29 protein-coding genes and 1 tRNA gene are annotated in these 22,477 nt (G+C 74.7%); 13 read left to right on the top strand and 17 right to left on the bottom strand.

Going from position 1 to position 22,477, the window contains the following annotated elements; genetic code table 11:
• Nucleotides 1-35: 35 nt before the first annotated feature.
• From ABD296_RS33180 to purU, 12 genes are all read right to left on the bottom strand, one after another.
• The gene (locus ABD296_RS33180) at nucleotides 36-614 is read right to left on the bottom strand and encodes an Asp23/Gls24 family envelope stress response protein (RefSeq protein WP_344276367.1); all 579 of its coding nucleotides are present in this window, start codon (nucleotides 612-614) and stop codon (nucleotides 36-38) included.
• Nucleotides 615-1,220, bottom strand: a complete 606-nt coding sequence (locus ABD296_RS33175) for a DUF6286 domain-containing protein (protein ID WP_344276364.1) — start codon at nucleotides 1,218-1,220, stop codon at nucleotides 615-617.
• Nucleotides 1,217-1,564: an Asp23/Gls24 family envelope stress response protein gene (locus ABD296_RS33170; RefSeq protein WP_344276361.1), complete on the bottom strand. Its 348-nt coding sequence runs from the start codon at nucleotides 1,562-1,564 to the stop codon at nucleotides 1,217-1,219. The genes ABD296_RS33175 and ABD296_RS33170 overlap by 4 nt, the downstream gene beginning before the upstream one ends.
• Nucleotides 1,561-1,755: a hypothetical protein gene (locus tag ABD296_RS33165; protein ID WP_407061541.1), complete on the bottom strand. Its 195-nt coding sequence runs from the start codon at nucleotides 1,753-1,755 to the stop codon at nucleotides 1,561-1,563. The genes ABD296_RS33170 and ABD296_RS33165 overlap by 4 nt, the downstream gene beginning before the upstream one ends.
• A complete protein-coding gene (locus tag ABD296_RS33160; RefSeq protein ID WP_344276358.1) occupies nucleotides 1,752-2,090 on the bottom strand; it encodes a hypothetical protein in 339 nt (112 codons plus the stop codon). The genes ABD296_RS33165 and ABD296_RS33160 overlap by 4 nt, the downstream gene beginning before the upstream one ends.
• 392 nt (nucleotides 2,091-2,482) lie before the next feature.
• On the bottom strand, nucleotides 2,483-2,917 hold the full coding sequence (locus tag ABD296_RS33155) for an Asp23/Gls24 family envelope stress response protein (RefSeq protein WP_344276444.1): 435 nt from the start codon (nucleotides 2,915-2,917) through the stop codon (nucleotides 2,483-2,485).
• A 214-nt stretch (nucleotides 2,918-3,131) separates the two neighbouring features.
• Entirely contained in the window at nucleotides 3,132-3,317 is a 186-nt protein-coding gene (locus tag ABD296_RS33150) for a hypothetical protein (protein WP_344276355.1), read from the bottom strand.
• 62 nt (nucleotides 3,318-3,379) lie between these two features.
• Nucleotides 3,380-4,051, bottom strand: a complete 672-nt coding sequence (locus ABD296_RS33145; RefSeq protein WP_344276352.1) for a response regulator — start codon at nucleotides 4,049-4,051, stop codon at nucleotides 3,380-3,382.
• Nucleotides 4,048-5,661 carry a sensor histidine kinase gene (locus ABD296_RS33140; protein ID WP_344276349.1) on the bottom strand — a complete coding sequence of 538 codons (1,614 nt, stop codon included), beginning with the start codon at nucleotides 5,659-5,661 and terminating at the stop codon, nucleotides 4,048-4,050. Before ABD296_RS33140 ends, ABD296_RS33145 begins: the two co-directional genes overlap by 4 nt.
• A 255-nt stretch (nucleotides 5,662-5,916) precedes the next feature.
• On the bottom strand, nucleotides 5,917-6,474 hold the full coding sequence (locus tag ABD296_RS33135; RefSeq protein ID WP_344276346.1) for a hypothetical protein: 558 nt from the start codon (nucleotides 6,472-6,474) through the stop codon (nucleotides 5,917-5,919).
• A 2-nt stretch (nucleotides 6,475-6,476) separates the two neighbouring features.
• Complete coding sequence (locus ABD296_RS33130) at nucleotides 6,477-7,091, bottom strand: DUF6286 domain-containing protein (protein WP_344276343.1); 615 nt, start codon at nucleotides 7,089-7,091, stop codon at nucleotides 6,477-6,479.
• A gap of 163 nt (nucleotides 7,092-7,254) precedes the next feature.
• Nucleotides 7,255-8,112, bottom strand: coding sequence for a formyltetrahydrofolate deformylase (gene purU, locus ABD296_RS33125; RefSeq protein ID WP_344276340.1), 858 nt, complete (start codon nucleotides 8,110-8,112; stop codon nucleotides 7,255-7,257).
• Between the two features lie 210 nt (nucleotides 8,113-8,322).
• Between purU and ABD296_RS33120 the strand changes: the two genes are divergently transcribed.
• The 4 genes from ABD296_RS33120 to ABD296_RS33105 all read left to right on the top strand — a co-directional run bounded on the left by ABD296_RS33120 (nucleotide 8,323) and on the right by ABD296_RS33105 (nucleotide 11,582).
• Nucleotides 8,323-9,264 carry an alpha/beta hydrolase family esterase gene (locus ABD296_RS33120; RefSeq protein ID WP_344276338.1) on the top strand — a complete coding sequence of 314 codons (942 nt, stop codon included), beginning with the start codon at nucleotides 8,323-8,325 and terminating at the stop codon, nucleotides 9,262-9,264.
• Between the two features lie 74 nt (nucleotides 9,265-9,338).
• Nucleotides 9,339-10,523: an amino acid deaminase/aldolase gene (locus tag ABD296_RS33115; protein ID WP_344276336.1), complete on the top strand. Its 1,185-nt coding sequence runs from the start codon at nucleotides 9,339-9,341 to the stop codon at nucleotides 10,521-10,523.
• Between the two features lie 37 nt (nucleotides 10,524-10,560).
• Nucleotides 10,561-11,229, top strand: a complete 669-nt coding sequence (locus ABD296_RS33110) for an SIMPL domain-containing protein (protein ID WP_344276333.1) — start codon at nucleotides 10,561-10,563, stop codon at nucleotides 11,227-11,229.
• A gap of 32 nt (nucleotides 11,230-11,261) precedes the next feature.
• Complete coding sequence (locus tag ABD296_RS33105; RefSeq protein WP_344276331.1) at nucleotides 11,262-11,582, top strand: zf-HC2 domain-containing protein; 321 nt, start codon at nucleotides 11,262-11,264, stop codon at nucleotides 11,580-11,582.
• On the opposite strand, the gene ABD296_RS33100 is transcribed toward ABD296_RS33105, so the two are convergent.
• A complete protein-coding gene (locus tag ABD296_RS33100; RefSeq protein WP_344276328.1) occupies nucleotides 11,533-11,832 on the bottom strand; it encodes a DUF3618 domain-containing protein in 300 nt (99 codons plus the stop codon). The genes ABD296_RS33105 and ABD296_RS33100 overlap by 50 nt on opposite strands.
• 138 nt (nucleotides 11,833-11,970) lie before the next feature.
• On the opposite strand from ABD296_RS33100, the gene bcp reads away from it, so the two are divergent.
• Nucleotides 11,971-12,438 (top strand): thioredoxin-dependent thiol peroxidase, encoded by a 468-nt coding sequence (gene bcp / locus ABD296_RS33095; RefSeq protein WP_344276325.1) that lies wholly within the window; start codon nucleotides 11,971-11,973, stop codon nucleotides 12,436-12,438.
• A 52-nt stretch (nucleotides 12,439-12,490) separates the two neighbouring features.
• On the opposite strand, the gene ABD296_RS33090 is transcribed toward bcp, so the two are convergent.
• Nucleotides 12,491-12,574, bottom strand: a tRNA-Leu gene (locus ABD296_RS33090).
• A gap of 337 nt (nucleotides 12,575-12,911) precedes the next feature.
• Between ABD296_RS33090 and ABD296_RS33085 the strand changes: the two genes are divergently transcribed.
• From ABD296_RS33085 to ABD296_RS33075, 3 genes are all read left to right on the top strand, one after another.
• Nucleotides 12,912-13,670: a GntR family transcriptional regulator gene (locus ABD296_RS33085; RefSeq protein ID WP_344276322.1), complete on the top strand. Its 759-nt coding sequence runs from the start codon at nucleotides 12,912-12,914 to the stop codon at nucleotides 13,668-13,670.
• A 110-nt stretch (nucleotides 13,671-13,780) separates the two neighbouring features.
• Entirely contained in the window at nucleotides 13,781-15,187 is a 1,407-nt protein-coding gene (locus ABD296_RS33080) for an amidase (protein ID WP_344276319.1), read from the top strand.
• A gap of 82 nt (nucleotides 15,188-15,269) precedes the next feature.
• Nucleotides 15,270-15,512 carry a hypothetical protein gene (locus ABD296_RS33075; RefSeq protein ID WP_344276316.1) on the top strand — a complete coding sequence of 81 codons (243 nt, stop codon included), beginning with the start codon at nucleotides 15,270-15,272 and terminating at the stop codon, nucleotides 15,510-15,512.
• 79 nt (nucleotides 15,513-15,591) lie between these two features.
• On the opposite strand, the gene ABD296_RS33070 is transcribed toward ABD296_RS33075, so the two are convergent.
• Complete coding sequence (locus tag ABD296_RS33070) at nucleotides 15,592-17,130, bottom strand: MFS transporter (RefSeq protein WP_344276313.1); 1,539 nt, start codon at nucleotides 17,128-17,130, stop codon at nucleotides 15,592-15,594.
• A gap of 74 nt (nucleotides 17,131-17,204) precedes the next feature.
• Here ABD296_RS33070 and ABD296_RS33065 point away from each other — a divergent pair, with 74 nt between their 5' ends.
• The 5 genes from ABD296_RS33065 to ABD296_RS33045 all read left to right on the top strand — a co-directional run bounded on the left by ABD296_RS33065 (nucleotide 17,205) and on the right by ABD296_RS33045 (nucleotide 21,211).
• Nucleotides 17,205-17,843 (top strand): TetR/AcrR family transcriptional regulator, encoded by a 639-nt coding sequence (locus ABD296_RS33065; protein ID WP_344276310.1) that lies wholly within the window; start codon nucleotides 17,205-17,207, stop codon nucleotides 17,841-17,843.
• A gap of 126 nt (nucleotides 17,844-17,969) precedes the next feature.
• On the top strand, nucleotides 17,970-18,965 hold the full coding sequence (locus ABD296_RS33060) for a sensor histidine kinase (RefSeq protein ID WP_344276307.1): 996 nt from the start codon (nucleotides 17,970-17,972) through the stop codon (nucleotides 18,963-18,965).
• Between the two features lie 80 nt (nucleotides 18,966-19,045).
• Nucleotides 19,046-19,960, top strand: a complete 915-nt coding sequence (locus tag ABD296_RS33055; protein ID WP_344276304.1) for an MEDS domain-containing protein — start codon at nucleotides 19,046-19,048, stop codon at nucleotides 19,958-19,960.
• Complete coding sequence (locus tag ABD296_RS33050; RefSeq protein ID WP_344276301.1) at nucleotides 19,960-20,877, top strand: anti-sigma factor RsbA family regulatory protein; 918 nt, start codon at nucleotides 19,960-19,962, stop codon at nucleotides 20,875-20,877. Before ABD296_RS33055 ends, ABD296_RS33050 begins: the two co-directional genes overlap by 1 nt.
• 7 nt (nucleotides 20,878-20,884) lie before the next feature.
• A complete protein-coding gene (locus ABD296_RS33045; RefSeq protein ID WP_344276298.1) occupies nucleotides 20,885-21,211 on the top strand; it encodes an STAS domain-containing protein in 327 nt (108 codons plus the stop codon).
• Between the two features lie 83 nt (nucleotides 21,212-21,294).
• On the opposite strand, the gene ABD296_RS33040 is transcribed toward ABD296_RS33045, so the two are convergent.
• On the bottom strand, nucleotides 21,295-21,798 hold the full coding sequence (locus tag ABD296_RS33040; protein WP_344276295.1) for a hypothetical protein: 504 nt from the start codon (nucleotides 21,796-21,798) through the stop codon (nucleotides 21,295-21,297).
• Nucleotides 21,795-22,307: a SigE family RNA polymerase sigma factor gene (locus tag ABD296_RS33035; protein ID WP_344276293.1), complete on the bottom strand. Its 513-nt coding sequence runs from the start codon at nucleotides 22,305-22,307 to the stop codon at nucleotides 21,795-21,797. The genes ABD296_RS33040 and ABD296_RS33035 overlap by 4 nt, the downstream gene beginning before the upstream one ends.
• Nucleotides 22,308-22,477: the final 170 nt, after the last annotated feature.

Here is a 22,477-nt window from a genome sequence, read left to right as displayed (position 1 = left end):
ATATGCCCAACGAGCCTCAAAGATGGCGTCAAAGGTCAGAGCAGCGTCTCCGACCGGTCCCCGGGCACCAGCCGCAGCCGCACGACCGCCGGCACCGCGTCGCGGCCGAGGGCCGCCGCCAGCCGCGGCATCCCCTCCTCCTCGATCCGGCGGCGCAGCTCCGCCGGATCCGCGCGCCGCCCGTACGCCACGTTCAGCCGCAGCTCCGGCCGCCTCGACGAGCCGAGCAGCCGGGCCCGCACCGACCGCACCCCCGGGTACTCGCGGACCTCCGACTCCAGCGCGCCCGTCACCGCCCGCCCCGACAGGCGCGTCCGCCCGCCGGACGGGTCCGGCTCCATCACCAGGCCCGGCAGCCGCCCCGACCGGCCCTGCGCGAGCAGCCAAGCCAGCCCGAGCAGCGCCAGCACGATCAGCAGAGCGACCACCGCGGGCCAGAACCAGCCGTGGTCGTTCGCGTACCGCCGAACGGTGGTGCTGAACACCGGGCCCGTCGCCCGGTCGTCCCCGAACACCCCGAGTCCCCGCGCGAACCCCGCGCCGCCCGCGGCGACCATCAGTGCCCCGACCACGACCAAGCCCGTCCGGTTGAGATGAGCGGGACGCCGGTTCATCTAGGCCTCCTTACGCTTCATCCGCACCTTTACGCTGCGGGCGGGCAGCGGCCGGATCCGCTCCAGGCACTCGCGCACCGCGTCCGCGACCCCTTCGTCCAACCCCTGCGGATCGTGCGCCGGCGTCTCCGCGACGACCTTCACCCGCGTGGCTCCCAGCCGCACCCGCCGGACGCGCGACACCCCCGCCGCGTCCCCGGCCGCCGCCGCGACGGCGCTGCGCAGCCCGCGCCGGCTGACGCCCATCATCACCTCCGGCCGGCTGCCGTGCAGCGGCACGATCCGCGACCGCCCCGGCAGCAGCCCGGCCAGCAGGAACATCAGGCCGACCAGGCCCAGCCCGATGCAGATGCCCCGGGTGATCCAGCCGTCCCACCGCACGTCGATCAGCTCGCGGTAGGCGAAGACGCGCAGGGACGCGCCCGTCATGGCGGCGATGACGTCGATCGCGCCGATCACCGACGCCGCGGTCAGCAGCAGCGCCGCCACCGTCCCGACCGGCACCCGCCGCGACCGGAACGCGTGCCGCGCCGCCCGGTCGGCCCGCCGCTCGCCGGACGTCCGCGCCCGCGGCGCCGGCGCCCGCCGCCCCACATGCGCGATCACGAGACCGTCCTCCCGCCGGATCGCTCCAGCTCGGCCACGTCCACGTCCACCTGCCGGACGGTGAGGCCCGTCATCGCCTCCACTCGATCCCGCACGCTCTCGCGGACCTGCCGCGCCACGTCCCGCACCGGCATCGGGTACGCCACCGACAGCGCCACCTTCGCCGTGACGACCTCGCCGTTCACGTGCACGTCGGTGCGGGCCGCGCGGCGTCCCGGCATCCCCACCCCGAGCACCGACCGGCCGAGCCCGCCGGTCCCGGCCGTCTCCTGCGCAGCCTTCGCCACGATGCGCGCCACGGCCCGGTCGCTGATCGTCGTGCGGCCCCGCTCGGTCGCCGTCATCGCGGCCGCCTGTCCTGGTTGAACGAGAACAGCTCGCGGATGTCGAGCCGCCCCTCGACCGCCCGCCCGGTCAGGAACCCCAGGCAGCCGAGGAACAGCACGATGAAGAACGCGCCGAAACCGCCGAAGGCGCCCGCGAACCCGAGCGCCGCCCCGAACGCCAGCCCCACCAGCGGCCACAACGGAATCACTTCGCTCCCCCTTCGGCGATGTCCCCGATCAGCACGTGCACCGGACGCTCCCCGGCCAGCGGGCGCACCGCCCGCCGCACGTCCTCGGCCGTCTCCGCGAACGGACGCTCCGCTTCGGCCACCACCCCGACCTCGATCTCCGCGTCCCGCACGACCACCCCCGCGAAGGGCAGTCCCGCCCGGTACGTCACGATCCGCGCCCATGGCCCGGCCGTCAGCCCCGCCACGCACCGGCACCCGGCCGCGGCCTCCGCGACCCGCTCCACCAGCCCGTCCCCGCCACCGCCGAAACGCCCGCCCGCACGCCCCCCGCCCCGCTCCCCGGAACCCGGCACGACAGCAAGGCGAGCCCCCCGCACGCCCTCCCGCTCGGCCTCGGCCCCGGCAGGCCGACCAGACCCCCGAGGCGGCCGCTGCCCACCCCGGCCCCCGGCCTCTGACGCACCAGGCACCGGCCGCGGCCCAGCGGCACGGCGGGTGCCCTGCGCGGGCTCGCGCTCGGACTCCGCACCGGTGGGCCGGTCAGATCCCTGCGGCGTCGGGCGCCCGGAACCTGAAGCCGCGGACCTGCCGGCGCGGCGGGTGCCCTGCGCGGTCTCTGCGTCGGCGGGCCCGCCAGGTGGGTGCGGTGGGCGTTGGCCGGGCCGGTCGGCGGAGGGTGGCGTGGTGCCTTGGGAGACGGGCTCCGGTTCCTGGCCCGCGTTGGTGGGGCGGCGGGTGCGGGCGGTCATAGCACGCGGGGGCCCGTGGGCTGCTCGGGCTCGGCGCGGTCGTCGTCCGGAAGGTGGATGTCGTCGACGGTGATGTCGACCTCGACCACCTCCAGGCCGCACATGTGCTCGACCTGGCCGATCACGTTGGAGCGGACGGCGTTGGCGAGATCGGGGATCGAGGCACCGTAGTCGACCACGAGGTCGATGTCGATGGCGGCCTGGCGCTCCCCCACCTGGACGCCGACGCCCTGGGTGGGGTCGGCGGCGACCCCCGGCAGGCGCTCCTTGACCGAGCCGATCGTGCGGGACATGCCCGCGCCCATCTCGTGCACGCCGCCCACCTCGCGGGCGGCCATGCTGGCGATCTTCGCGACGACGACGTCGGCGATCGCGGTGCGGCCGCCGGGCGTGACGAGCTCGCTCGCCCCGCCGCCGCGGGCGCGGCGCATGCCGTCGTCGGACCGGTCCCGCGTGGCGACCGAGCCGTCCCTGTGTCCGTCGTCCTGGCTCACGGTGTCCCCCCGATGCGTCGGCGATGTGCCATTGATGCTCATCGGGGCCCGGGTCAAACCCGCCGAGGACGGACGAACGGCCAGGTCAAGCGGGTTTTACATGCGGAGCGGGGGGCGGCGGCACGCGCCGCCGGCCCCCGCTCCGCGGGCGCTAGCCCTTGAACATCGCGCGCATCTTGCGGGCGGCGTCGCCCGGCTTGACCTTCCGCGGCCGGTCCCCCGCGCGTCCGGCGTCGTCGGCGGCCTCCCCGGTGCGGGCCGAGCGGGCCTCGCCCGGCTCGTTCCCCCGCTCCGGCTCGGCGGTCCTGCGGTCCACCTTGTCGTTCAGGTCACCCACGACAACTCCCCCGATGTCGCTGACGGATCGTTCGTCCCTTAGGTACCCCGCGACTTGCGCGTCTACCCCGGGTAGAAGCGGACCTCCGGTCTGCCGACCTGCCCGTAGTGGGGACGGCGCGTGGCGAGCCCGTTCTCGGCAAGGTACTCCAGGTAGCGGCGCGCCGTGACCCGGGACACGCCGGTGAGGTCGGCGGCCGCGGCGGCGGACACGCCCTCCGGCGCGCGGGTCAGCACCTCGGTGATCGCCTGGAGGGTCTCGCCGCTCATCCCCTTCGGCAGCGACCGGTGGTCGGGGGTGCGCAGGGTCGCGAGCATGCCGTCCACGTCGGCCTGGCCGGATACCTTCCCCGGACCGCCGAGCTGCTCCCGGTACCGGGCGTACCGGACGAGCTTGTCGCGCAGCGAGGCGAACGTGAACGGCTTGAGCAGGTACTGCACGACGCCGACCGACACGGCCGAGCGGATCACCGCGAGGTCCCGCGCGGAGGTCACCGCGATGACGTCGACCTCGCTGCCGCCCGCGCGCAGCGCCCGGCAGACGGTGAGGCCGTGGGTGTCGGGGAGGTAGAAGTCGAGCAGGACGACGTCGACGGGCGCCCGCTCGCAGAACCGCAGCGCGTCCGCCCCGGAGTGCACGACGCCGGCGACCGCGAACCCGGCGACCTGCTCGACGTAGGCGCGGTGCGCCTCGGCCGCGACCGGGTCGTCCTCGACCACCAGCACCGTGATCATCGGGCGTCCAGGGGCAGCCGGACGGTGAACACCGCGCCGTCGTCGCCGCCGTCGCCGCCGACCTCCACGGTGCCGGCGTGCCGGCGGACGGCCCGGCCGACCAGCGCGAGGCCGAGCCCGTGCCCGACCGGGCCGCCGGACGACTTGGTCGTCCAGCCGCGGCGGAACATCTCCGGGACGGCCGCGGGGTCGACGCCGGGGCCGCTGTCGGCGACCCGCAGCACCAGCCGTCCGCCGTCGCGGCGGACGCTCACCCGCACCCGCGGCGGGCGCACGGCGGCGTTCTCGACCGCCGCGTCCACCGCGTTGTCGATCAGGTTGCCGAGGATCGTGACCAGGTCGCGGGCCTCGACGACGCCGTCGATCGCGGTGTCCTCGGCGATCTCCAGCTCGACGCCGCGCTCGGCGGCCTCCGCGGACTTGCCGAGCAGCAGCGCCGCCAGCACCGGCTCGGCGACCGACCCGACGACCCGGTCGGTGAGCCGCTGCGCCGTCGCGAGCTCGGCGGTCGCGAACTCCACGGCCTGCTCCGGGCGGCCGAGCTCCACCAGCGACACCACGGTGTGCAGCCGGTTCGCGGCCTCGTGCGCCTGCGACCGCAGCGACTCGGCGAACCCGCGGACCGTGTCGAGCTCGCCCGTCAGCCCCTGCAGCTCGGTGTGGTCGCGCAGCGTCACGACGGTGCCCATGGCCCGGTCCCGGGACCGGACGGGCGAGGTGTTGACGACCAGGACGCGGGTGTCCCCGACGTGGATCTCGTCGGCGCGCGGCTCCGCCGACGTCAGCGTGGCGACCAGCTCGTCCGGCAGCCCGAGGCCGCCGACGTGCCGGCCGCGCGGCCCGTCCGGCGGCAGGTCGAGCAGCTCGCGGGCCGCGTCGTTGCACAGGACGACGCGGCCGCCGCGGTCCAGCAGCACCAGGCCCTCGCGGACGGCGTGCAGGATCGCCTCGTAGTACTCGAACATCTCCCGCAGCTCGCCGGGCGCGACGCCGCGGGTCTGGCGGCGCAGCCGGGCCGCCACCAGGCAGCTCCCGCCGATGCCGATGGCCAGCACCATGACCGCGACGCCGACCACGACCAGCAGCCGGCGCCGCAGCTCGGCGGAGATCGTCCGGACGGTGATGCCGACCGCGACGAGCGCCACGACCCGGTGCCCGTCCCCGAACACCGGCGCGACGGTCCGCACCGACGGGCCGAGCGTGCCGGTGTAGGTCTCGGTGAAGGCGTGCCCGGCGAGGGCGGGCGCGATGGTCCCGATGAAGGTCCCGCCGATCTGCCGCGGGTTCGGGTGGGTGTAGCGCAGGCCGTCCGGGCTCATGATCGTGATGAAGTCGACGCCGGTGTCGCGGCGGATCCGCTCGGCGTACGGCTGCAGGATCAGGGTGGGGGACGGCGCGGACACCGCGGCCCGCACGTCCGGCGCGTCCGCGATGCTCTCGGCCAGCGCCCGCACCGTGTGCGCCGCCCGCTCGTCGGTCGCGCGGCGCGCGTCGAGGTAGGCGAGGGTCGCGCCGACCGCCACCAGCAGCGCGACGATCGCCGCTTGCAGCGCCAGCAGCTGCCGGGCCAGGCTCCAGCGTCCGGGCGCCGCCCATCCGGGACGCCGCATCCCACCCGTACCTTTCGTCTCGGCCGTTCCTTACGGATCTGCCGTGAACGAAATGTACACAACCGTGACCGTTACCAGAAGATCGCGCATAGTGACGGGTGCAACGCCTCCGACCTGTGCGGCTTTCCTGTGCGCGGGCGCCCATCGTGTGCATGCGACCGCTCCGCGGCGCATGGGCGCCGGCCCGAGCGCGGGCCCCCGTCCGGGGCGCCGACCCCCGCCCGGCGCCCCGGACGGGGTCCGTGTCCCGCCGGGTCAGGCGGTCTCGGGCTGCGGCTTGCGCGGCCGCGGACGCTTCGGTTGCTGCGGGAACGCCAGCCGGAAGCGGACGACCGCCTTCAGGTCGGGCATGCCGAGGGCTCGGCGGTAGCGCTCGATGGGCCCCGCGCCGAGTTCGCCGTAGACCTCGCTGAGCAGCGCGTCGCCCGCGCACGTCACGTGCATGACGAGGCGGGGCCGGTTGGCGGTGCCGGTGAGGCGGATCCGGACGTCCTGGACGTCCGGGAGCTCCTCGGCGTCCTTGACGAGGACGTCGGCGGCGGCGCGGGCGTGCGCCCGGGTCCGCGGGTCGAGGTCGGGCCAGCGCAGGTGGACGACGGTGCGGCCCTGCACGACCAGCCACAGCTGGCCGGCGAGCGCCAGCACCTCGGCGACGCCGGCCGCGGCGGGCAGGAACCACGGGCCGCCGCCGGCGAAGCGCACCAGCACCGGGTCGAGCGGCGGGCGTCCGGCCAGGCCGGACGCGCCGAGGGCGAGGGCGGACGCGCCGCACAGCAGCAGCAGGGCGCCGGTCGCCGCGATCGGGATCCTCATCGTCAGTCCTTCCGCCAGCCCAGCCGGACGTCGACCAGAGGACGGTGCATCGGCTCGATCCGGTCGAGCCGCGCGGTGACCGCGGCGTGCACCAGTTCCTCCAGGTTCGCGGGATTGCGGTACTGCGTGGCGGCGCGGACGACCAGCCGCCGCCGGAGCACGCCGAGGCCGAGGGCCCGGGCGCGTTCGATGCCCGGGACGGTCAGCGCCGCCTCCGCGGCGGCCCGGCGCAGCGCGGAGCGGCGGACGACGCCCGCCAGGCGCGGGTCGGCGCCGTCCAGCGGGACGCCGCGCAGCCGTCCGAGCAGCGCGGCGAGCAGGAGCAGCAGCCCGCAGCCGGCCAGCGCGGCGGCGACCTCGCGGACGTGCCCGTCGCGCCACGGGCGGTGCCGCAGCGCGTGCACGAGCGCGCCCATGCCCGGTACCGGGTGGACGCCGGAGTGCAGCGCGGCGGCGAGCAGTTCGATGGCGGCGATCCCGCCGGCGGCGGTGACCAGCAGCGCCGCCGCCAGCCCGGCGAGCGCGCGCCGCGGGCGGAACTCGCGGACGGCCAGGCGCCGCGCCTGCCGCCTGCTGCGCTCTTCCTCGATCAGGTCCTTGACCAGAGCCTCGGCCATAGCCACCCCCGTGAGCCACGAGCACGTCCGGACACTACTCATGGTGAGGCATTGTCACGCGGAGTGAAACACGCCATGCCGACATCTCACGCTTTCACCTGCGCGATCGGTCAGCGGGGCCGGCGAGGGGTCGGCGAGAGGCGGCGAGGGGTCGGTCAGCGGGTCAGCGGAAGACGACCGTGCGGTCCCCGTTGAGGAGCACTCGGTGCTCGGCGTGCCAGCGGACGGCGCGGGCCAGCGCGAGGCATTCGACGTCGCGGCCGACCGCCGCCAGCTCCTCGGGGCTGTGGGTGTGGTCGACGCGGGCGACCTCCTGCTCGATGATCGGCCCCTCGTCCAGGTCGGCGGTGACGTAGTGGGCGGTGGCGCCGATCAGCTTGACGCCGCGCTCGTGCGCGCGGTGGTAGGGGCGGGCGCCCTTGAAGCTCGGCAGGAACGAGTGGTGGATGTTGATGATCGCGCCGGGCAGCTTGGCGCAGAAGTCGTCGGAGAGGATCTGCATGTACCGGGCCAGGACGACGAGGTCGGCGCGGTAGTGCTCGACCAGCGCGAGGATCTCCGCCTCCTGCGCGGCCTTCCCGCCGGGGCCGGCCGGCAGGTGGTGGTAGTCGATCCCGTACGACTGGGTGAGCGGCCGCAGGTCGGGGTGGTTGGAGGCGACCGCGGCGACGTCGATGTCGAGCAGCCCGGAGCGCTGCCGGTAGAGCAGGTCGTTCAGGCAGTGCCCGCCCTTCGACACCATGATCAGCACGCGCGGGCGTTCGGACAGGTCGTGCAGCCGCCACTGCAGCCCGAGCTCGGGCACCAGGGACGCGAACGCGCCGCGCAGCTCGTCGGCGTCGGTGTCCGGCAGGGCGGCGAACTGGACCCGCATGAAGAAGGTGCCGGACCCGGGGTCGCCGAACTGCTGGCTCTCCACGATGTTGCATCCGCGCTCGGCCAGCAGCCCGGAGACGGCGGCGACGATGCCCGGCCGGTCGGGGCACGACAGGGTCAGCACGTACGGGTCGGCTCGGTCCACGTCTCGGTCTCACTCTCGCCGCGAAGCACCAGCTCACATGCGGATACGGGGCTCCGAGCCTACTCGGCGCCCGGCCGTGGCGCGGCCGTGCCGCGCCACGGCGTCACCCTCGGTGGTCCCGCGCTGACGCACGCGGCCGTTCCGGTCCCGGAACCGACTTGCTTACTAGTGAGTAGTTTGAGGGCGGCCGTTGAGGTTACTTTTGCACGCATGCGGCGAATCCTGGTGCTGGCGCTCGCGGTCGCTCTCGTCCTCGCGGGCTGTACGAGCAAGGGCGGCGGCGGCAAGGGCGGCGGCGAGAAGGGCGGGAAGCGGCCCGCGACGGCCGACGGCATCCCGACGGGCGCGGGCACGCACAAGCAGAAGCTCGACGTAGGTACGCCCGGCCACCGCGAATACCTGCTGCACATCCCGTCCAAGGTGTCGGGCGGGAAGTGGAAGGACGGCAAGCCCGCCGACGCGCCCGCACTGGTGATCGCACTGCACGGCGGCCTGGCCAACATGAACAAGATGGAGTCGCTGACCGGGTTCGACAAGATCTCCGACGACAAGGGGTTCGTGGTCGCCTACCCGGACGGGTTCATGACGACCTGGAACGCGGGGAGCTGCTGCGGCGCCGCGAAGATCGGCCACATCGACGACGTCGGGTTCCTGAGCAAGCTCATCGACAAGCTGACCGGCGCGGGGCTGGCCGACCCGGACCGGGTGTTCGTCACCGGGTTCTCCAACGGCGCGGGGATGGCGTACAAGCTGGCCTGCGAGAAGGCCGGCAAGGTCGCCGCGATCGGGGTGGTCGAGGGGTCGCTGGTGACCAAGTGCGACCCGTCCCGCCCGGTGTCGGCGATGATCTTCCACGGGACGGCGGACCAGAACGTCCCGTTCAACGGCGGCGGGAACCGCGACATCAACGACAAGCGGCCGTTCCCGCCCGTCTCGGACGCGGTGGACTTCTGGCGCAAGGTCGCCGACCTGCCGAAGCCGCACGAGGACGTGAAGGCGCTCAGTGGCAACACCGACTGCCAGGGGACGGGCGACGGCTCGAAGGGCGTCGAGGTGACGTTCTGCAAGATCCAGGGCGGTAAGCACGCCTGGCCGTCCGAGGCGAGTGAGATGCTGTGGAAGTTCTTCGACGCGCATCCGCGCAAGGGGTGAGCGCGCCGCACAGTGGCCCCTGACGGTATGTGAGAGCTTTTCACATTTACCGTTATTGTGGCAGTGTGGCAGACATGAACCTCCGGGACCGCTACGACGCCGCGACCGCCGGCCTCGAGGCGCCGTTCGCGGCCGTCGACCTCGCGGCCTTCCGCGCCAACGCCGCCGACCTGGTGCGCCGCGCCGCCGGCAAGCCCATCAGGATCGCCAGCAAGTCGGTGCGGTGCCGCGCCCTCCTGGAGGAGGCGCTCGCCATGGACGGCTTCGCGGGCGTCATGGCGTTCACCCTTCCCGAGGCGCTCTGGCTCGCCGCCGAGGGCGTCGGCGACGACATCCTCGTCGCCTACCCGACCGCCGACCGCACCGCGATCGCCGCCCTCGCCGCCGACCCCGGCGCCGCCCGCGCGATCACCCTGATGGTCGACTGCCCCGAGCACCTCGACCTGATCGAGGGCGCCGCCGGCGACGCCCGCATCCGGGTCTGCGTCGACATCGACGCCTCCTACCGCCCCCTCGCCGGACGGGTCCGGATCGGCGCGCTGCGCTCCCCGCTGCGCACCCCCGCCGACGTCGCCGCGTTCGCGGAGCGGATCCTCAAGCGCCCCGGCCTGCACCTGGCCGGGCTGATGGCCTACGAGTCGCAGATCGCCGGCGTGGGCGACCTGCCGCCCGGACGCCCCACCCGCGGCCGGGTGATCCGCGCGATGCAGCAGCGGTCCCGGATGGAGCTGGCCCGGCGCCGCGCCGCGATCGTCCGGGCCGTCCGCGAGCTGACCGAGCTGGAGTTCGTCAACGGCGGCGGCACCGGCAGCGTGGAGAAGACCGCCGCCGAGCGCGCCGTCACCGAGATCGCCGCCGGGTCCGGGCTGTACCAGCCGCACCTGTTCGACTACTACTCCAACTTCACCGGACGGCCCGCCGCGCTGTTCGCGCTGCCCGTCGTCCGCCGCCCCGGCCCCGGCGTCGCGACCTGCCTCGGCGGCGGCTACCTCGCCTCCGGGCCCGCCGACGACGTCCGGCTGCCCCGGCCCTACCTGCCCGCCGGCCTGTCCTTCGACCCCAACGAGGGCGCGGGCGAGGTGCAGACGCCGCTGCTCGGCCGTGCCGCCGACGACCTGCGGATCGGCGACCGGGTCTGGTTCCGGCACACCAAGGCCGGCGAACTGTGCGAGCGGTTCGCCGAGCTGCACCTGATCGACGGCGACCGGTTCGTCCGGACCGTCCCGACCTACCGGGGCGAGGGCCGGACCTTCCTGTAGCCGGGTGGCCCGTCCCGCCAGCGGCTAGGTTGGCGGTATGAGCGACGCTCCGATCATCAGTGTGCGCGGCGAGGCGGTGCTGGAGGCCGAGCCGGAGATCGCCCGGCTGTCGGTGCAGGTCCAGTCGCAGGAGTCCGACCGGCGCAAGGCGCTGGACCGGCTCACCGAACGCAACCGGGCCGCACTCGACCTGATCGGGTCCTACGGCGAGGCGGTCGAGAAGCTGGAGACCGGCGGGCTGGTCATCACCCCGCTGATCAAGTACCGGCGGCGCGAGGGCGACGTCCGCGCCTACCAGGGCACCGTGCTGATCAAGGTGACGGTCGCCGACTTCACCGTGCTCGGCGAGCTGGTCGCCCGGCTCGGCGACCTGGAGCGCACCCGCGTGGACGGCCCCGACTGGGACCTGCGCCGCGACAGCGTCGTCTTCCGGCGGGCCGCCGAGCAGGCCGCGCAGGAGGCCGTCGCGCGCGCCCGCCGGTACGCGGACGCGCTCGGCGCCCGGCTCACCGGGCTGGTCGAGCTGTCCGACGAGGGCCTCGGACGCGCCGAGGGCATGACCGGGCCCGTCGCGCTGGCGGGCGCGTTCAGCCGCGCCCCCGGCGACGCGGGAGAGCCGGAGCCGATCGACCTGGAACCGGAGGTGCAGATCGTCCGCGCCGCCGTGGAGGCCCGCTTCACCACCACCGCCCCCGACCTCGGCTGAACGGGCCGCCGCCCGCCGCCGTACTGGTGGACGTGGAAGCACCCGGCTGCGGCGAGTACCGGTACGGCCTCGGCGTCTACGCCCTCGGGCGGCTGGCCGGGCCCGAGGCCGACGCGCTCTCGGCGCACCTGCGCGGCTGCCCGCCCTGCCGGGCCGAGCTGGCCGAGCTGCGCCGCGTCGCCGACCTCCTCACCCGGGCGGCGCGCACCGCCGCCCTCCAGGCGCCCCGTCCCCGGGCCATCGGGCCCCGCGAACGCGAAAGCGCCGGCCGCGGGTCGCGGTCCGGCGCCTTCGGAGGCGGTTTCAGCGGCGCTTGCGCTTACGGCGCCAGAGGACGTAAGCGGTCAGGGTGACCGCGGCGGCCGCGCCCGCGTACACGACGCGCCTGTCGAGCCGGCCGGGTTCGCCGTCCTCGCCCTCCGGCCGCACCATCGCGTTCACGGCCTGGACGAGCTGCCCGGCCTCCTCCTTGATCCGCTCACTGCCCTTGTGCGCGAGGTTCTTCGGGTTGACCCGCTCGGCGAGCTCGTCGATCGTGCGGGCGAGTTCCTGGCGGGTGCGCTCGATCTCCCGCTCCAGCGCCTCCGGGTCGCGGTCAGCCATGCCGTTGTCCTTGTCGTGTCAGCGAAGTGGTATCGAGCGGAGCATGATCCGAACAGTGTCGCAGGTCTTCCCGCCGGGCGTCCGGCGGACCCCGAGCGGTACCGTTGGACCCACCATCCGAGCGAAAGGCGGCACAGGGTGTCACAGCGGCTAGAGCCGGGCGATGCAGCCCCCGATTTCGAGCTTCCGGACGCCGACGCGTCCCCGGTCTCGCTGGCCTCGTTCCGCGGCAGGCGGGTGATCCTCTACTTCTACCCCGCGGCCATGACCCCCGGCTGCACCAAGGAGTCCGTCGACTTCCAGAGCAGCCTGGCGGAGCTGGAGGCGGCGGGCGTCGCCGTCGTCGGCGTCTCCCCCGACAAGCCCGCCAAGCTCGCGAAGTTCCGCGAGAAGGAGGGCCTGGCCTTCCCGCTGCTGTCCGACCCGGACGCCGAGGTCCTGCAGGCGTACGGCGCCTACGGCGAGAAGAAGCTGTACGGCAAGGTCGTCGTCGGGGTGATCCGCTCGACGTTCATCATCGACACCGACGGGAAGATCGAGAAGGCCTACTACAACGTGAAGGCCACCGGCCACGTCGAGCGGCTGCGCCGCGACCTGTCGCTCTGACCCCGCCGGGCCCGGCGGCGGACGGGCGGGGGAACAGGTGCGGCGGAACGGGTGCGGGCGGGGGGACTCGAACCCCCACGGTGTCTCCACCAACAGGACCTAAACCTGCCGCGTATGCCTACTTCGCCACGCCCGCCGGTGCTCCGTGAAGGAGCGCGTTCAGCTTAGCGTCCCCGGTGGTCGGCATGTCAGCGGATTACCGGCGCCCGGGCCCAAGGACGGCGTTGCCGGGCGCAACTCGGCGAATCGCCGCGCCGTCCCCGCGTTCCCGCAGGCCGGGGCGCCGGGACGGCCGCGCGGCATGGCGTAACGCGGCGCAATCGCGGCGACATCCTCCCGCAACGGGCCCTTCCTAACGTCCTGGACGTGAACAAGGCCGGGGCGCGGGAGGTGCGATGACGGTCGTGGAACGTAACACGCCGGCAACGACCGGAACATGCGGGGGCAACGGCGGCTCCCTAACGTCGCGTCCCATGACGGCGACCAGGCGGCGCCCGGCGGACGGCCGTCCCGCACACGCCGCCGCACGTGCCGGCGCGGACGTGCGGCGGCTGCGCGACCTGCTGCGTTCGGCGATCCTCCGGGGCGCCTACCCCGGCGGGTCGCTGCCCGGCGAGCCGGAACTGATGGCCGCGCACGGCGTCACCCGGGCGACGGTGCGCGAGGCGCTCGCACTGCTGCGCGCGGAAGGGCTCGTCAGCCGCCGGCAGGGCATCGGCACGCACGCCGTCGGCGAGGCCGTACGCACGCCGCTCGCCGAGGCGCACGGCGCCGCCGCCCCCGTCGCGGGCGGCGTCTTCGACCGGCGGATGCGCCCCCGCGTCCTGGACCGTTCCGTCATCGCGCTGCCGGCCGTCGCCGCCGAGCGGCTCGGCGCCCGGGCGGGCGAGCCCTGCCTGCGGCTGGAGTACGTCGCGCTCCTCGGCGAGGAGCCGGTGGCGATGGCGACCAACTACGTGCTGTTCCCGGAGGCCGAGCGGCTCGGGGCGATGCCGTTCGTCTCGGACTGGTACGCGCTGCTCGCCGAGGCGGGCCTGACCGTCGGCGCGTCGGAGTTCGTGCTCGGCTGCCTGCCCGCCGACGCCGCCACGGCCGGGCCGCTCGGCCTGGCCGAGGGCGCTCCCGTCGTGACCCTGGAGCAGGTCATCCGCGACCCCGGCGGGCGGCCGTTCGACCTCGCCCACATCCACCTGCGGGCGGACCGCTTCCAGTTGGTCTCCCGCGTCCCGTGACCGCGCATCGCTGACGCGCACCGCTGACCGCCCCTCACCTCGCCGATCCGGCGTCCGCACGGCCCCCGCCGTCCGGACGTCCCCGCGGCATGCCCTTCCGAAGGAGAACCATGGAGACACCCCTGACCCTGACCGAGGCCGCCGAGGCGCTGCGCGCCGGCGCGGTGACGAGCGTCCGGCTGACCGAGGACGCCCTGGCCGCGGCCGACCGGCACGACGGCGAGATCGGCACCTACCTGGCCCGGTTCGACGACCACGCGCTGGAGCAGGCCGGGCGCGCCGACCGCGAGCTGGCCGAGGGGACCGACCGGGGTCCGCTGCAGGGCGTCCCGTTCGGCGTCAAGGACATCATCGCGATGGCCGAGGGGCCGACGACGGCGCAGAGCCTGGTCCTCGACCCGGCCTGGGCGGCCGGCCGGGACGCGCCGGTGGTCTCCCGGCTGAAGGCGGCGGGCGCGGTGATCACCGGCAAGGTCACCACGATGGAGTTCGCGTGCGGGATGCCGGACCCGTCCAAGCCGTTCCCGATGCCGCGCAACCCCTGGGACACCGCGACGTGGCCGGGCGGCTCCAGCTCCGGGACGGGCAACGGCGTCGCCGCCGGGCTGTTCTTCGCCGGGCTCGGCACCGACACGGCCGGCAGCATCCGCATCCCGTCGGCGTTCTGCGGCGTCACCGGGCTGATGCCGACCTTCGGCCGGGTGCCGAAGTCGGGCGTGGCGCCGCTCGGCTACAGCCTCGACCACGTCGGCCCGCTGGCGCGCAGCGCCCGCGACTGCGCGGCCGTCCTCGACGTCATCGCCGGGCCGCACGAGAGCGACCCCGACAGCGTCGACCTGCCGTACGGCGGACCGGTGCTCGACGGGTCGCTGGAGGGGGTGCGGATCGGGGTCGTCCGGGCCGGGCACTTCCCGGACGAGGCCGACCCGGCGCTCGCCCCCGCCTTCGACGCGGCGCTCGGCGCCCTCACCGGGCTCGGCGCGACGCTCGTGGACGCCGAGTTGCCGTACTGGACGGAGATGCTCACCGCCAACCTCGTCACGATGTGCGCCGAGGCGTTCGCCTACCACCGCAACGACCTGGTGGGGCGCTGGGACGACTACTTCGCGGCGACCCGTCTCATGCTGGCGCGCGGCGCGCTGGTCACCGGCGCCGACTACGTGCAGGCGCAGCGGGTGCGGCGGGTCGCACAGGACGCGGTGGCGCGGATGTTCGACGACCTCGACGTGATCGTCTGCCCCACCGCGGCCATCGGCGCACCGCGCTACGACGACCTGACCGACGGCGCGGGCCGGATCGACATCGAGGGCCTGTTCCGCACCATCTTCACCCAGTACTGGGACTGCGTCGGCAACCCCGTGCTGGCCGCCCCCATGGGCGCCACCGTCGCCGGGCTGCCGCTGTCGATCCAGTTCGCCGGCCCGGCGTTCGGAGAGGCCGGCGTGCTGCGCGCGGCGGACGCCTTCCAGCAGGTCACGGACTGGCACCGCCGCGTCCCCGCCCTCGTCGCCGCCTGACCGCCGGCATGCGTCCGCTGCCGTCCCGAGGACGTCCCGGCCCGCCCGGGTCGTCCGAGTCGTCCGAACCCCTGGAGGAACCATGACCGAGACCGCCCTGTCCCCCGCGCCGTCCCCCGACGACCCGCGCGTCATCGCCGAGGTCGGCCTGCTGATGTCGCGCGCCGCCCTGCCGCTGTCGGCGGCCGAGCTGGCGGAACTCGCCGCCTCGTACCCGCTGCAGCAGGCGGGTGTGGAGGCGCTGTACGCCGTCCCGGAGGCCCGCTACACCGACCCCGCGCTCCGGTTCCGGGCCGACGCGCGCATCACCGACTGGGCCGGCTGAGCCCGCGAACGCGGAACGGACCCCCGCACCTGGCGGGGGTCCGTTCTCCGTGCCGTCGCCTCGTCCGGGCGGCGGGCCGTCAATTCGCCGCTTCCTTCGCCGCGGCCTCCTGACCGGTGTGCACCGCCGCAGGCGCCTGGTCGGGGCGGCGGTAGAGGGCGCCGACCACCACGGCGGTGACCGCCAGCACGATCGCGGCCGACAGCAGCGCGGTGTGCAGGCCGTCCGCGAAGGCCGCCTGCGCCTGCCGCATCACCTGCGGTCCGGCGTGCGCCGCCATGGCCAGCGACGTGCGGGCCTGCTCGGCGGCCGGCCCCGGCAGGGCCGAGGTGTCCAGGTTCGAGCGGTAGCCGGACTGCAGGAGGCTGCCGAGCACCGCGATGCCGAGGGCGCCGCCGAGCTCGCGGGCCAGGTCGTTCATCGCCGAGCCGACGCCCTGCTTCTCCGGCGGGAGCGCGTCGGTGATGGACGCGGTGGCGGGCGTCATCGCCAGGCCCATTCCGGCGCCGAGCGGGATGAGGCCGCCGAGCATCACCCAGTAGCTGGTACCGGTGTCCAGCAGCGACAGCACCAGCAGCCCGACGGAGACCAGGATCAGCCCGGCGACGATGACGCGGCGCGGCCCGACCTTCGCGGCGGCGCGGGGCGCGATGCCGCGGGCGGACGGCATCATCGCGGCGGCCATCGGCAGCAGGCAGGTCGCGGCGAGCAGCGGGCCGTGCCCCTTCACCAGCTGCAGGTACTGCAGGACGATGAAGACGAAGCCGAAGAAGGCGAAGAACTGCACGGTGATCGACAGGGTGCCGGCGGAGAAGGCGCGGTGCCGGAACAGCCGGGGGTCCAGCAGCGGGTTCCGCCGGGTCATCTCCCAGCCGACGAACCCGGCGAGCACGACGACGGCGGCGGCGAGGCCGATCAGCGTGCGGGCGCTCGCCCAGCCCTCGGTGGGCGCCTCGATGATCGAGTAGACGCCGGCGCCGAGCCCGACGACGGTGATGAGCGCGCCGGTGACGTCCAGCCGCGGCGCGTCCGGTTCGGCCGACTCGGGGACGACCGCGAGCGTCGCGACGAGGGCGATCACCGCGAGCACGATGTTCAGCAGGAACACCGACCGCCACGACCACTGCTCCAGCAGGCTGCCGGAGACCAGCAGGCCGAAGATCGCGCTGGCCCCGGCGACGCCGGCCCAGGCGCCGACCGCGCGGGTCCGCTGCTGCGGCGGGAACGTGGAGGTGATCGTGGACAGCGTCGCGGGCATCACCAGCGCCGCGCCGACGCCGAGGACGCCGCGCATCGCGATCAGCCATTCCGGGTCGCTCGCCAGCATCGCCGCGACGGACCCGGCGCCGAAGACCACGAGCCCGGCGGCGAGCGCGCGGCGGCGGCCGTACCGGTCCCCGATCGCGCCGCCGAGCAGCAGCAGCGCCGCGAACACCAGCGCGTAGGCGTCGATGATCCAGGCGAGCTGGGTCTGGGTCGCGCGGGTGTCGCGGGCGATGGACGGGATGGCGGTGTTGAGCGACGCGACCGCCGACACGACGGTGGCGAGGGCGAGCATGACGGCCGGCAGCACGGCCCGGTGGACCTGCCCTCCGGTCGCCGGTTCGGTGGTGGCCATCGAAGCCTCCTGGGGTCGGATCCTCTTCGCTGTGACACCTCGAATCTGGCCTCCGCGGCCACTACATTTCAACCATGATGAATAAATCCGGGCCGGCGCCCGGGCGCACCGGGCGCGGGCGCCGGCGCGGCAGCCCCGACACCCGCGCGCAGATCCTCGCGGTCGCCCGCCGCCGCTTCCTCGCCGACGGCTACGCGAAGGTCACGCTGCGCTCCATCGCCGCCGAGGCGGACGTGGACGCCGCGCTGATCAGCTACTTCTTCGGCTCCAAGAAGGGGCTGTTCGGCGCCGTGCTCGGGCTGCTGGCCAACCCGCCCGACGTGCTGGCCTCCGCGCTCCCCGGCGACCCCGCCACGCTGCCCGAACGCGTCCTGCGCGCGATGCTCGGGACCTGGGACGACCCCGAGCGCGGCCGGCCGCTGATGGTCATGGTCCGCGCGGCGACACAGGACGCCGAGCTGACCAGGCTGCTGCGGGACGTCCTGGGCCGCGAGATGATCGACCGGACCGCCGAGCACGTGGGCGGGCCGGACGCGGGCCACCGCGCCGCCGCGTTCAATGCCCAGCTCGCCGGAGTGATCTTCAGCCGGTACATCTTCGCGCTGGAACCCATGGCGTCGATGACGGCCGATGAAATAATCGCCGCCCTCGCCCCGGGCATGCGCGCCGTCCTCTACCGCCGCCCCCGGCCCTCACCTCGTCGCACTATGTGAAAAACCCGGCGCGGTATTTGCGTCACCGGATCGGCGCGGCGGCGGGCGCGCGGCCTACCCTTGATGGGTCTGCCGGCGCCGCGGCAGGCGGGGAACGCCGGGAACGAAGACGAACCTGGGGCCGCCGTGAGCGAATCCTTCACCCATTGCGTGCTGCCGTACGACGGGGTGGACGACTTCCTCGGCGGGGCCCTGCCCTTCCTGCGGGACGGCGCCGAGGCGGGCGACCGCGTCATGGCCGTCTGCGGGGTCGCCCGCGAGATGCTGCTGCGCGAGGCGCTCGGCCCGGCCGCCGGAGACGTCGAGTTCGTCGAGTCCGCGACCTGGTACTCCCACCCCGCGCGGACCCTCGCCGACTGCCTGAGCGACGCCGACGCCACCGCGTGGCGGGGCCGCCGGCTGCGCATCCTCGGCGAGCCGGTGGTGTGGGCGTCGCGCCCGCCGCTGGAGGTGCTGGAGTGGCAGCGGGTCGAGGCGATGCTGAACATCGCCTTCCGCGGCACCGGCGCCGCCATCATGTGCCCCTACTCCTCGTCGCTGCCCGCGGGCGTGGTCGCCGCCGGGCGCCGCACCCACCCCGAGACGGTGCGCGGCGCCAGGTCCATGGCCAACCCGCTCTACATGGACCCGTGGGCCTACAGCGCGCGGTGCGACGGCGAGCCGCTCCCGCCGCCGCCCGAGGACGCCGACGAGCTGGAGCTCGGCCTTCCCGACCTGTACTGGCTGCGCGCGTACGTCACCGACTACGCGCGCCGCACGCCGCTGCCCGAGGAGGACCTGCAGCGGCTGCTGGTCGCGGTCACCGAGGTCCTCACGAACGCGCACCGGCACGGCGCGCCCCCGATCACGCTGCGGATGTGGACCGAGGCGCCCGGCGCCGACCCGGCCCTGGTGTGCGAGGTCGCCGACCGGGGCCGCTGGGCCTCCGGCTCCGCCTACGGGCTCGTCCCGCCGCGCCCGTCCGGCACCGGGTCCGGCGGCCGGTTCGGGCTGTGGGCGGTGCGGCTGCTGTGCACGATCGTCCAGATCCGCACCGGACCCGGCGGGACCACGGTGCGGCTGCGGCTGCGGCTGCCCGCCGTACCGGCCCTGCTCAACGGGGAGCGGGTGAACGGAGGGTGAGGAACTCGATGCGTTGGGCTTCCAAAGCCCTCCCAGGGGCGTACGCTGAACCAATCCGCACCGACCTCGATGGGCAGGCCATGGAGACACCCTGGTTCGCCAAGCGACCCGTCAAAGACATCCGGCCCGGCGACCACAGCTGGCTGGCCTACAGCGGCTTCGAGGAGCGCGACCGGGTCATCGGCCCCTTCGTCCGGGAGGGGCTGGACACCAACGAGAAGGTCGTCTACGTGACCGACGCCCCCGCCGAGCACCTGCCCGGCCTCGGCCCGCGGCACCGCGTGGACGTGCACGCCTACAGCAGGACGGGCCAGCTGCGGGTGATCTCCCGCCGCGACGCCTGCCTCGACCGGCGGGGCGGCTTCGAGCCCGCCCGGATGCTGGAGACGATCGGCCAGGAGGTGGACGCGGCGTTCGGCGAGGGCTTCCGCGCCGTCCGGCTGACCACCGACTACAGCTGGCTGCTCAGCGAGCCGGGGGGCTCGGACATCGCCGAGATGCTCGGCTGCGAGCACCGGGTCGGCGACGCCGTCTCGCCCAGCACCATGGCGATGGCGATCTGCCAGATCGACCGGCACGCCTGCCCGCACGACGAGCTGATCGCCCTGCGCGACACCCATGAGGTCCTCGTGGAAGTGAACCCCGAGTTCGACGACGGGATCCTGAAGATAGTCCGCACCTTCGAGCCCAACGGCCTGCGCGTCGAGGGCGAGCTGGACGCGGCCCGGCACCAGGTGTTCGCCGAGAAGCTGGCGCAGGTGTGCCTGGCCCGGCGGCCCGTCCACCTCGACTTCGCCGACCTCGGCTTCATCGACCTCGGCGGCCTGAACCTGCTGGCGCAGCAGGCCACCGGGCTGCCGGCCGACGAGGCGCTGGTGCTCGACCACCTGCCGGCCGACGTGGAGAACGTCATCGAGATGGTCGGCTGGCACCGGCTGCCCGGTCTCGAACGCGGCCGCGAACGCGCGTTCACGGAGACGGAAGGCATCGCCTGATGAGCTTGGAGCACAGGGCGTTCGTGTACGGCGGCACGGACCACTTCCTGGCGGTGACCGAGCCGTTCCTGCGATCGGGGCTGGAGGCCGGGCAGGCCGTGGTCGCGGTCGTCCGGGAGCCGAACCTGTCGGCGCTGCGGGACCTGTTCTCGGACGGCGACGGCATCGAGTGGGTCGACGCGGACGGCTTCTACCTGCATCCCGTCCGTACCCTGCGCGACTACCAGGCGCTGGTGAACAAGTTCGCGCCGCGCCCGGTGTGCGCGCTGGCCGAGCCGGTCTGGGCGGGCTGGGACGAGCGGCAGACGCTGGAGTGGATCCGCTACGAGTCGCTGATCAACGAGGTGTTCAAGGACTCCGGGGCCCGCGCGCTGTGCCCCTACGACCGCGAGACGCTGCCGCCCCGGATCGTCGAGCAGGCGCGGCGCACCCACCCGGTGCTGCTGTCCGACGGGCCGGCCATGACCAGCGGCGACTACGTCGACCCGGTGACGTTCGGCGCGCACTGCGACCGGAGCCGCCGCTTCGGCCGACCGGCCGACGCCGAGTACTTCGCCGTCCAGGACGACGACCTGCACGCGCTGCGCTCGTTCGTCGCCGAGCGGGCGCTGCTGCACGGGCTCGCCAAGCGGCCCTCGCAGAACCTCGTCACCGCGGCGAACGAGGTCGCGGCGAACGCGCTCCAGCACGGGCTGCCCCCGGTGGGGATGTGGATCTGGCGGGACGGCCCGAAGCTGCTCTGCGAGATCGGCGACAACGGGCTGTGGCGCCCCGCGCCGGACCCGCTCACCGGCTTCATCCCGCCCGACTCGGCGCTGCAGCAGGGCTTCGGGCTGTGGACGGTGCGGCTGCTGGTCGACCTGATGGAGCTGCGGGCCGGGTGGGACGGCACGTTCGTCCGGCTGCACGTCAGGTAGCCGCCCCGTGGAGCCGCTGAGGATCGTCCGGACGGCGGACCCCGCCGGGCTCGCGCTCACCGGCGAGCTGGACGCCGCCCGGCACGCGATGTTCGCGCGGGCGCTGGAGTCCGCGATGGCCGAGCTGCCGCCCGACCGCGAGTTCCATCTCGACCTCGGCGGGCTCGACTTCATCGACCTCGGTGGCATCTGCATGCTCGGCGACGCCGCGTGGAGCCGCGTGTGCGGCGCGCCCGTCGTGCTCGACCGCACGCCGCCGCAGGTCCGCGCCGTCCTGGAGACGGTCGGCTGGGGCAGCCTGCCGGGCCTGTGCTTCGGCGACCCCGCCACCTGACCCGGGCCTCCCGCATTCACCACCCCACGTTCACCCTTAACGACGCGCACCCCCGGCGGACGCATGGCCGGGGGCGCGCGGCGTCAGGAGCGCGTCGGGGTCGGCGCGGGTGCCTTCGACGTCGGGACGGGCCGGTTCGAGGGGGCCGTGCCGGTGGGCGAGGGCGTGGCCGTGGTCGGGCCGGGCCGGCCCTGCGGATGGCGCGTCGCCCCCGGAGCACTCCGGCTCTGGGGCGGGACGCCGTTCTCAGGGGGACGCGACGGCGACGGCCGCGCCTCCGGGGCCTCCGTCGGGCCCGGCACCGGCACCCCCGGCGCGGGGAGGGACGGGGAGGCGGGCGGCGCCATCGGGTGCGGCTTCGCCGGCGTCCCGCCGCCGGGCCACAGGAACACCGCGATCGTCACCAGGACCGCCGCCGTCACCGCCGCCGCCAGCGCCGGGAACGCCCACCGCCACCGGCTGCGTTCCGGCAGGGGGGCCGTCCGGCCCGCCTCCTGGAACCTGCGGACCGTGCCGGGGCCCACGGTGATCTGGTCGGCGGCCGCGCGGTAGTGGTCGCGCAGCAGGGCTTCGAGCTCGTCGTTCACGCCCGGCCCTCCTTCATGTGCTCCCGCAGCGCCGCCATGGCCCGCGCGGTATGGCTCTTCACCGTCCCCCGGGAGATCCCGAGCGTCTCGGCGATCTCCTGTTCCCCGAGGTCGCACCAGTAGCGCAGCACGACCACCGCGCGCTGCTTGGCGGGCAGCGCGCGGAGCACCTCGTCCAGGTCTCCCCCGGCGGCCCCCGGGGCCGGGGACGGCCCGGCGAGGCGCTCCACGTCCGCCACCGACCCGACCGGGGTGTCCCGCCGGCGGGCGCGCCGCTTGTTCTCGTCGATGGCGAGGTTGACCAGCACCCGGCGCGCGTACGCCTCCGGGTTGCCGGACGACACCCGCTTCCATTTCCGGGCGACCCGCTCGTAGGCGGTCTGCAGCAGGTCCTCGGCGAGGTGGCGGTCGTAGACCAGGAACGCGGCGGTGCGCAGCAGCCGGCCCGCGGTGGCGGTCACGAACTCGTCGAACGTGATCTCCGCTCCGCGGATCTCCTGGGCGCTCATCGTGGACAGGCGGCTACCTCCGGGGCGCCGAGGGGACGGCCGACGGCGTCACCGTCTGCCCGGGAGGCGCCGGCCGCGCCGACGGGGGCGCGGACGGCACCGGCCGCGGCGGCACCGTCCGGGTCGGGCGCGGCTCGCCCGGCCGCGGGCCGCAGTCGGTCGGGCTCGGC

It is taken from the genome of Actinomadura napierensis (genome assembly GCF_039529375.1).
In the GTDB taxonomy this organism is placed as follows: Bacteria; Actinomycetota; Actinomycetes; order Streptosporangiales; family Streptosporangiaceae; genus Spirillospora; species Spirillospora napierensis.
The sequence above is the reverse complement of the archived record's forward strand: the minus strand, read 5'-3'. Positions and strand labels throughout refer to the sequence as shown.